This window comes from Streptomyces sp. TAA040, assembly GCF_000424845.1.
In genome coordinates this window covers 35,747-44,101 of sequence record NZ_AUKR01000028.1, presented here as the reverse complement: position 1 = coordinate 44,101, position 8,355 = coordinate 35,747, and the positions used below count along the sequence as shown (strand labels likewise).

Annotated in this window: 8 protein-coding genes and 1 rRNA gene; all 9 read left to right on the top strand. The window is 68.7% G+C overall.

Going from position 1 to position 8,355, the window contains the following annotated elements; translation table 11 throughout:
- Window positions 1–146 precede the first annotated feature (146 nt).
- Window positions 147–263: ribosomal RNA gene (rrf, locus tag H300_RS0119770) — 5S ribosomal RNA — on the top strand.
- A gap of 139 nt (window positions 264–402) precedes the next feature.
- On the top strand, window positions 403–1,011 hold the full coding sequence (clsA, locus tag H300_RS0119765) for a cardiolipin synthase ClsA (protein ID WP_028428795.1): 609 nt from the start codon (window positions 403–405) through the stop codon (window positions 1,009–1,011).
- Between the two features lie 119 nt (window positions 1,012–1,130).
- On the top strand, window positions 1,131–3,626 hold the full coding sequence (locus tag H300_RS0119760) for a mannose-1-phosphate guanyltransferase (RefSeq protein ID WP_028428794.1): 2,496 nt from the start codon (window positions 1,131–1,133) through the stop codon (window positions 3,624–3,626).
- A 96-nt stretch (window positions 3,627–3,722) separates the two neighbouring features.
- Window positions 3,723–4,628 (top strand): DUF881 domain-containing protein, encoded by a 906-nt coding sequence (locus H300_RS0119755; RefSeq protein ID WP_199779217.1) that lies wholly within the window; start codon window positions 3,723–3,725, stop codon window positions 4,626–4,628.
- Window positions 4,625–4,957, top strand: coding sequence for a small basic family protein (locus H300_RS0119750; protein WP_028428792.1), 333 nt, complete (start codon window positions 4,625–4,627; stop codon window positions 4,955–4,957). Before H300_RS0119755 ends, H300_RS0119750 begins: the two co-directional genes overlap by 4 nt.
- 4 nt (window positions 4,958–4,961) lie before the next feature.
- The gene (locus H300_RS0119745) at window positions 4,962–5,927 is read left to right on the top strand and encodes a DUF881 domain-containing protein (protein WP_028428791.1); all 966 of its coding nucleotides are present in this window, start codon (window positions 4,962–4,964) and stop codon (window positions 5,925–5,927) included.
- Between the two features lie 124 nt (window positions 5,928–6,051).
- Complete coding sequence (locus tag H300_RS30565) at window positions 6,052–6,879, top strand: FHA domain-containing protein (protein WP_078516156.1); 828 nt, start codon at window positions 6,052–6,054, stop codon at window positions 6,877–6,879.
- Window positions 6,880–6,901: 22 nt separating this feature from the next.
- A complete protein-coding gene (gene ftsR / locus H300_RS0119735) occupies window positions 6,902–7,654 on the top strand; it encodes a transcriptional regulator FtsR (protein ID WP_028428789.1) in 753 nt (250 codons plus the stop codon).
- A gap of 58 nt (window positions 7,655–7,712) precedes the next feature.
- The gene (locus tag H300_RS0119730) at window positions 7,713–8,183 is read left to right on the top strand and encodes a bifunctional nuclease family protein (RefSeq protein ID WP_028428788.1); all 471 of its coding nucleotides are present in this window, start codon (window positions 7,713–7,715) and stop codon (window positions 8,181–8,183) included.
- Window positions 8,184–8,355: the final 172 nt, after the last annotated feature.

Here is an 8,355-nt window from a genome sequence, read left to right as displayed (position 1 = left end):
ACTGGTACTAATAGGCCGAGGGCTTGTCCGTAGGTGCTCGCGTCCACTGTGTTGGTTCTGAGACAGCAACCAGACCCCATACACATGTCATTCCCCGTTTTCGGGTGGGTGGGGTGTGTGTGCGGGTGGTGTGTGTTTCATTGTGTTTCGGTGGTTATAGCGTGAGGGAAACGCCCGGTCACATTCCGAACCCGGAAGCTAAGCCTTTCAGCGCCGATGGTACTGCATGCGGGAGTGTGTGGGAGAGTAGGACGCCGCCGAACAATTCTTGAGTGAAGAGCCCTGCCGGGTCATCCGGCAGGGCTCGTTCTCGTGTGCCCGGGGGCCGCGATGCCGGCGACCGCGGTGGCGGTAAGGTCAGGGGCATCGTAGGCATAGTAGGCATATCGACAGGAGGCTCCGGTGAAGGTCCAGGAGACCCGGGTCCAGACGGACCGGATCCTCACCATCCCCAACGTCCTCAGCATGGCGCGACTCCTGGGCGTCCCTCTCTTCCTCTGGCTCATCCTGCTGCCGGAGTTCGGCGGCCCCAACCTCGACCTCTGGGCGCTGCTGGTCCTGGCGCTGAGCGGGGTCAGCGACTACCTCGACGGCAAGCTCGCCCGCAGGTGGAACCAGGTGAGCAGCCTGGGGCGCATCCTCGACCCGGCGGCCGACCGCCTGTACATCCTGTCGACACTTCTCGGGCTGACCTGGCGCGGGATTCTGCCGCTGTGGCTGACCGGCGTCCTGCTCGCAAGAGAGGCGGTTCTCCTTGCGATGGTCTGGGTACTCGACCGTCGTGGATTCGCCCCACCGCAGGTCAACTTCCTGGGCAAGGCGGCGACGTTCAACCTGATGTATGCGTTTCCGCTGCTGCTGCTCAGTGACGGATCCGGCTGGGTGTCGTCGCTGGCTGCTGTTTTCGGATGGGCGTTCGCCGGATGGGGTACATCCCTCTACTGGTGGGCAGGAATCCTGTACGTGGTTCAGGTCCGCCGGATTCTCCGAGCAGACTCTGCAGCCGACTGAGCAGGCCTCCCTCATGGCAGCGTCGCCGAGCAGAGGCGCCGCCGGGGCACGTGTTCCACGGTCGTCCGGAGCGGCTCGGTCGGATTGACCGTCGTCTTTTCAAGGAGGGCGCAACCGACATGAAGGCCGTCGTGATGGCCGGCGGCGAAGGCACTCGTCTTCGCCCGATGACCGCCAGTATGCCCAAACCGCTCCTGCCTGTCGTGAACAGGCCAATCATGGAGCATGTGCTGAGGCTGCTGAAGCGGCACGGTCTCAGCGAAACAGTGGTTACCGTCCAGTTCCTCGCCTCGCTTGTCCGGAACTACTTCGGCGACGGTGAGGAACTCGGGATGGAACTCACCTATGCCAACGAAGAAAAGCCGCTCGGAACGGCCGGCAGTGTCAAGAATGCCGAAGAGGCACTCAAGGACGACTCCTTCCTGGTGATCTCCGGTGACGCGCTCACTGACTTCGACCTGACCGAGCTGATAGAATTTCACCGGGAGAAGGGCGCGTTGGTCACGGTGTGCCTCACCCGTGTGCCCAACCCACTCGAATTCGGCATCACGATCGTCGACGACGAGGGCAAGGTGGAACGCTTCCTGGAGAAGCCCACCTGGGGCCAGGTTTTCTCCGACACCGTGAACACCGGCATCTACGTCATGGAGCCCGAGGTATTCGACTACGTCGAACCTGACGTCTCCGTCGACTGGTCCGGTGACGTGTTCCCCAGGCTGATGAAGGACGGCAAGCCGGTGTACGGCTATGTCGCCGAGGGCTACTGGGAGGACGTCGGCACCCACGAGAGCTACGTGAAGGCCCAGGCGGACGTACTGGAGGGCAAGGTCGACGTCGACATCGACGGCTTCGAGATCTCCCCGGGGGTCTGGATCGCCGAGGGTGCCGAGGTGAGCCCCGAGGCGGAACTGCGCGGGCCGCTGTACGTCGGCGACTACGCGAAGGTCGAGGCGGGCGCGGAAATCCGCGAGCACACCGTCATCGGGTCGAACGTGGTGGTCAAGAGCGGTGCCTTCCTGCACAAGGTGGTCGTCCACGACAACGTCTACATCGGTCCGCAGAGCAATCTGCGCGGATGCGTGATCGGCAAGAACACCGATGTCATGCGGGCGGCGAGGATCGAGGACGGCGCCGTCATCGGGGACGAATGCCTGGTCGGCGAGGAATCGATCGTCCAGGGCAACGTGCGGGTCTACCCGTTCAAGACGGTCGAGGCGGGCGCCTTCGTCAACACCTCCGTCATCTGGGAGTCCCGCGGGCAGGCCTATCTCTTCGGTGCCCGCGGCGTCTCCGGAATTCTCAACGTGGAGATCACCCCGGAACTCGCGGTGCGACTCGCCGGCGCCTACGCGACGACTCTGAAGAAGGGTTCCACGGTCACCACCGCGCGCGACCACTCCCGCGGTGCGCGCGCACTGAAGCGGGCGATGATCTCCGCCCTGCAGACCAGCGCGATCGACGTCCGGGACCTGGAGAACGTCCCGCTGCCGGTGGCGCGCCAGCAGACGGCCCGGGGCAGCGCCGGCGGCATCATGATCCGTACGACGCCTGGTGTACCGGACTCCGTGGACATCATGTTCTTCGACGAGCGGGGTGCCGACCTCTCTCAGGCCGCCCAGCGCAAACTCGACCGCGTATACCAGCGGCAGGAGTTCCGCCGGGCCTTCCCCGGCGAGATCGGCGATCTGCGGTTCCCGGCGAGCGTCTTCGACGCGTACACCGGTTCGCTGCTGCGGGAGCTCGACACCAGCGGCATCGCCGATGCCGGGCTGAAGGTCGTCGTCGACGCCTCGAACGGCAGCGCGGGTCTGGTGCTGCCCAGTCTGCTCGGACGGCTCGGGGTGGACGCACTGACCATCAACCCCGGACTGGACGAGTCGCGTCCGACCGAGACCGCGGAGACGCGGCAGGCCGGCATGGTCCGCCTCGGTGAGATCGTCGCGTCCGCCAGGGCCGCGTTCGGTGTCCGGTTCGACCCCGTGGGGGAGCGCCTCTCCCTGGTCGACGAGCGCGGGCAGTTGATCGAGGACCAGCGCGCCCTGCTGGTCCTGCTCGACCTGATCGCGGCGGAACGTCGCAGCGGCCGGGTGGCCCTGCCGGTGACGACCACCCGGATCGCGGAGCAGGTGGCGGCCTACCACGGCACCCAGGTCGAATGGACGACGACCTCGCCGGACGACCTCACGCGAGTGGGCCGGGAGGAGACCACCGTCTTCGGCGGCGACGGCCGCGGCGGCTTCATCGTGCCCGAGTTCAGCTCGGTCTTCGACGGTGCCGCGGCGTTCGTCCGGTTGATCGGACTCGTGGCCAGGACCCAGTTGACGCTCAGTCAGATCGACGCACGGATCCCCCGGGCCCACGTGGCCAAGCGCGACCTGGCCACGCCGTGGGCGGTAAAGGGCCTCGTGATGCGCAGCGTCGTGGAGGCGGCTGGCGACCGGTCGGTCGACACGACCGACGGAGTGCGTGTCGTGGAGTCCGACGGACGCTGGGTGATGGTGCTCCCCGACCCAGCGGAAGCGATCACGCATCTCTGGGCAGAGGGGCCGGACGAGGCCTCCGCCCAGGCCCTGCTGGACGAGTGGTCCGCCGTGGTCGACAGCGCCGGCCGCTGACGCCACGCCGTCCCGCCGCCCGGACGGCCCACCGGAGTTGACCCGATCGGGCACTTCGGTGGGTCCGTTCGGCGCAGGGGCGGCCGACGTGCGACGATGTGCGGCATGTCGCAGCAGCACCCCGAACGGAGTACCGCACCGCGGCCTGCGCGACCCGATGCCTCCATGTCCCTGTTGACCAACGTGATGGAGCACAGTCTCGACGACGGCTACGCGGAGGCCGCCGCCCGCCGCGGCGCCGTGGGGTGCTCGCGTCTCCCGACCGGCCTCCGGGGTAAACTCGTGCTCGCACTGGGGCTGCTGCTGGCCGCCTCCGTGGTGACGCTCGGCGCCGCCGAGGCGCGCGTCGCGGCACCCACGGAGGCCAGGGAGCGTCAGGACCTGGTCGAGCGGATCAAGAATGGCACCTCCGACGCGGACGGGCTCCAGAAGCGGGTGGACGGGCTCCGCGAGACCGTGGCCGCCATGCAGCGCGAGGCGCTGCGGGAACACGGCGGCGACACCGGGGAACTGGTCGGGCTGCTCGCCGGGGCGACCCCGGTGGAGGGCCCGGGCATCAAGCTGGTCGTCGACGACGCAGAGGGCACCGGGGGCGAGGCCGGCGGTCCGCGGGAGAGCACTCAGTTCTCCGACAACGGCCGGGTCAGGGACCGCGACCTCCAACGCGTGGTGAACGGCCTGTGGCAGTCCGGTGCGGAGGCGGTGGCCATCAACGGCCAGAGGCTGACCGCGCTCTCCGCGATCCGCGCCGCGGGCGACGCGGTGCTGGTGGACAACAAGCCGCTGGTGCCGCCCTACGCCCTGCTCGCGGTCGGGGACAGCCGAGAGCTGAGCACCGCGTTCCAGAACAGTGCGGACGGGCAGTATCTGCACGTGCTGCAGGAGAACTACGGAATCCGGACGAGCATCGCCGAGCAGGAGGAGGTGCGGCTGCCCGCCGCACCGAGCCTGACCGTGCGCACCGCCGAGCCGGTGGAAAAGGGAGAGGGCAGCACATCGTGATCGCCGTACTGGGCCTGATCGTGGGAGTCGTCGCCGGACTCGTCCTGCAGCCCGTGGTGCCGACGGTCGTGGAGCCGTATCTGCCCATCGCCGTGGTCGCCGCGCTGGACGCGGTCTTCGGCGGCCTCCGGGCGATGCTGGACGGGATCTTCGACGACAAGGTCTTCGTCGTCTCCTTCCTCTCCAACGTGGTCGTGGCGGCACTGATCGTGTTCCTGGGGGACAAGCTGGGTGTCGGAGCCCAGCTCTCCACCGGCGTGGTCGTGGTGCTGGGCATCCGCATCTTCTCCAATGCCGCGGCGATCCGTCGCCACATCTTCCGGGCGTGAGGTCATGAGCAGCGAGGACAGGGAATCCGAAGAGGCCCGCGGCGCCGAGGGGCGCCGCTCCGGGGCGCCGCGCACGGGCCCGGCGGAGCCGCGCCCGGCGTCGCCGCGGCCCGATCCGGGCGGCGAACCCGCCCCCGGCATCGAGGCGGAAGCGGCCGAGCAGCGGGGCCGTACGGGCGCTGCGGCCGCCTCGCACGCGGATTCCGATGGTGCGGCGGACGGACCGCAGCAGGCGAATGCCGCTCCGGTGCTCACCGGTCGGCAGCGACTGGCTGCGGGGCTCTGGCCACCCCGGGTGAACCGGAACCAGTTGGTGACTGCCGTGCTCCTGGGTGTCCTGGGGCTGGGACTGGCCATCCAGGTCCGCTCGACCAGTGAGGACAGCTCGCTGCTGGGAGCCCGACAGGAGGACCTGGTGCGGATTCTGGGGGAGCTGGACCAGCGCAACGACAGGCTGGAGTCCGAGAAGTCCCGTCTCGAGGGGCAGAAGTCGGAGTTGGAGAACAGCTCCGACCAGGCCGAGGAGGCGCGGAAGCAGACCCGGGAACGGGCCGGCCAGCTCGGCGTGCTGGCCGGCACCGTCGCGGCCGAGGGGCCCGGCATCCGCCTGACCATCACGGACCGGGTGGGCGCGGTGGAGGCCGACCGGCTGCTGGATGCTATCCAGGAACTGCGCGCCGCGGGCGCGGAAGCCCTCCAGATCAACGAGGTGCGGGTCGTGGCGGGGACCTACTTCGCCGAGGCGGACAGCGGGGTGCGGATCGACGGCCGCAAGGTGTCGCCGCCGTACCGGTTCGAGGTCATCGGCCGTCCGCAGGACCTGGAGCCGGCGCTCAACATCCCTGGTGGGGTGGTGCAGACGCTGGAGAACGAGCAGGCCGGGGTGTCCGTCGAGCGTTCCGAAAAGATCGTCGTGGACGCCTTGCGGTCCGAGGAACAGCCTGATTACGCTCAGTCGTCCTCCCGGTGAGACGGGTGAGTGGCTTTCCGGGGGGCCGACGCGCCACCCGGGCGCCGAGTGGTGGAAACTGTGTGGAGGCAACGGACGTTGCCAGGATGTCCGGATCGGCCAGTGTGTGCAATGAGGGTCTGTCCTGCCCCACGGGCGGGTCTGTTTCGTGCGAGGGGAATCGCCCGTGAGTTTTCTTGCGAAGTTGTTCGGCAAGCGCCGGGACGCCGGGGACACCGCCCCGCGTCACCGCGCCTCGCGGCACGGAGCCGCGGTGGACGAGGAGGCGCCGGAGGCGGGTGCGGAGCGGCCGCTCTTCCGTGACGAGCTCAATGCCCCGGATGGCGGCAATTCGGGTGGTCACGGCGCTGCCTCTGTTGACCAGGGCGCATCGGGCCGCATAGGTTCCACAGAACCATCAGCCTCAAGTAAGGGTGGAGGGTTCAGTGTGCCGGTGTGCCCGAGGTGTGGAGCCGAGGCCGCGGAGGCGAGCAGGTTCTGCTCGAACTGCGGGGCCCCGCTGAGGGGAGGCACTCCCGCGGAGCGCCCCTCGGAGACCACGTCGACGATCTCGATCTCCGGCCTGGAGTCGTACGACGCCGAGGTCACCGGTCAGACGCCGATGCTCTCCCCGGAGGCCACGGCGGCCGTCGAGGCGCTGCCGATGGGATCGGCGCTGCTGATCGTCCGCAGGGGCCCGAACTCCGGCAGCAGGTTCCTGCTGGACGGGGAGCTGACGACGGCCGGACGTCATCCGCAGAGCGACATCTTCCTCGACGACGTGACCGTCTCCCGGCGCCACGTGGAGTTCCGCCGAGGGCGGGACGGCCACTTCACGGCCTCGGATGTCGGAAGCCTCAACGGGACGTACGTCAACCGCGAGGCCATCGATGCCGTCGTCCTCACCAACGGCGACGAAGTCCAGATCGGAAAGTTCCGGTTGGTGTTCTTCGCCAGCCAGCGAAGCATCTGACAGGCCCCTCCAGGGAAGGTTCATGCTTCACACACCGTCGGGCGGTGCCGGCAACGGCACCGCCACCACGGAGCGCGGCCCGATGAGTATCGGGGCCGTGCTCGCCCTGCTGCGCGAGGAGTTCCCCGAGGTAACCGTCTCCAAGATCCGCTTTCTGGAGTCCGAGGGCCTGGTCGAGCCGCAGCGCACGCCCTCGGGCTACCGCAAGTTCAGCGCCCGGGACGTGGAGCGCCTCGGCAGCGTGCTGCGGATGCAGCGCGACCACTACCTGCCGCTGCGGGTGATCAGAGAGCACCTCGATGCGCGGGACCGGGGCGAGCAGCCGGTGCTCCCGGGGCGAGCCGGAGTGTCCGCGCTTCCCGACGGACTCCTGGAGGCCGCCCGACCGTCGGGGGAGCCCGCCCCGGTGGCACTCGGCAGGGCGGAGCTGCTGGCGGCCGCGGGCATCTCGGCGGAGCAGCTGGCCGAATGGGAGTCCCACGGCCTGATCCCGCCGCTCGACGACGATGGATATCCGCCGGAGGCGGTCGAGGTGGCCCGGCTCGTGGCCGGGCTGGGCGGGTACGGCCTCGAACCGCGTCACCTGCGTGCAGTGAAGGCGGCCGCCGAACGCGAGGCGGGCCTCGTGGAGCAGGTGGTGGCGCCGTTGCGGCGGCACCGCAATCCGCAGATCCGGGCGTGTGCGGAGGCCACGGCGGGGGAACTTGCCTCGCTCTCGGTGCGTCTGCATGCCGCATTCGTCCAGTCCGCGCTGCGTGTCAAGGGGTCGGGGTGAACCGCGCCGCGGGGTTCCCGACTACCCAAACAGGTGGCGCACGTCCTAGGGTTGCCGTGTGAATGAGCTCGACGTCGTGGGTGTCCGGGTGGAGATGCCCTCCAACCAGCCGATCGTGCTCCTGCGTGAAGTGGGAGGCGACCGCTACCTCCCCATCTGGATCGGACCGGGGGAGGCGACCGCGATCGCCTTCGCCCAGCAGGGCATGACCCCGGCCCGTCCGCTGACGCACGATCTGTTCAAGGACGTGCTGGAGGCGGTCGGTCAGGAACTCACCGCGGTCCGGATCACGGACCTGCGCGAAGGGGTGTTCTATGCCGAGTTGGTGTTCGCCGGCGGCGCCGAGGTGAGTGCGCGCCCCTCGGACGCCATCGCCCTCGCGCTGCGTACCGGTACGCCGATCTACGGCAGCGACGCCGTCCTGGACGACGCGGGGATCGCCATCCCGGATGAGCAGGAGGATGAGGTCGAGAAGTTCCGGGAGTTCCTGGACCAGATCTCGCCGGAGGACTTCGGCAGCAACCAGTGAGACGGAAACAGGTCCAAAAGACGCCCGTTCCCGCTCTGAAGTAACGTCAAACCACTCGATGGGTCATTTTCACCCGGCGTGCCGAGTGTGGCGATCGTTGACGCACCCCGAGCGACTGCCTACCGTCATGGAGGCTGGTCCCGGAAGGTTCCCCGGGACGTGAAGGGATGGA